This window comes from Streptomyces sp. SID12501, assembly GCF_010550245.1.
GTDB lineage: Bacteria > Actinomycetota > Actinomycetes > Streptomycetales > Streptomycetaceae > Streptomyces.
The window spans coordinates 1-780 of sequence record NZ_JAAGLU010000169.1 but is presented as its reverse complement, the minus strand read 5'-3'; the positions used below and the strand labels follow the sequence as shown (position 1 = coordinate 780).

At 72.8% G+C, this 780-nt stretch carries 1 protein-coding gene; it reads left to right on the top strand.

Features of this window, described 5'->3' with window-relative positions; all coding sequences use genetic code 11:
- A partial coding sequence (locus G3I71_RS45025) for an alpha-1,6-glucosidase domain-containing protein (protein WP_164324690.1) occupies positions 1-780 on the top strand: 780 nt, incomplete at both ends.

Genomic DNA, 780 nt, shown 5'->3' with positions numbered 1-780 from the left:
CCCGCGCACCGACGGCGTCGACGGGCGCGAGGTCTACCTGTATGGCGAGGGCTGGAACTTCGGCGAGGTGGCCGACGACCGGCTCTTCGAGCAGGCCACGCAGGGTCAGCTGGGCGGCACGGGCATCGGTACGTTCTCGGACCGGCTGCGCGACGCCGTGCGCGGCGGCGGGCCGTTCGACGAGGACCCGCGCGTGCAGGGCTTCGGCTCCGGCGCGTTCACCGACCCCAACGGGGCGCCCGTGAACGGCACCGAGGCCGAGCAGCTCGCGCGCGTGCGGCACCAGGCGGACCTCGTGCGCCTGGGCATGGCCGGCAACCTGCGGTCGTTCGAGCTGCTGACGAGCGACGGCACCGTCAGGCGCGGCGACCAGGTCGACTACAACGGGCAGCCGGCCGGGTACGCCGACTCCCCGGAGGAGGTCGTCACGTACGTCGACGCGCACGACAACGAGACCCTGTTCGACAACCTCTACCTCAAGCTCCCGCAGGACACCCCGATGGCCGACCGCGTCCGCATGAACACGGTCTCGCTCGCCACCACCACGCTCGCGCAGACCCCGTCGTTCTGGCACGCCGGCGCGGACCTGCTGCGCAGCAAGTCGCTCGACAGGAACTCGTACGACTCGGGGGACTGGTTCAACGTGCTGGACTGGTCGGGCCGCACCAACGGGTTCGGGCGCGGGCTGCCGCCGGCGGCGGACAACGAGGCGAAGTGGCCGTTCCAGCAGCCGCTGCTGGCCGACCCCGCGCTCGTGCCGACCCCCGCCGACGTCGCGGC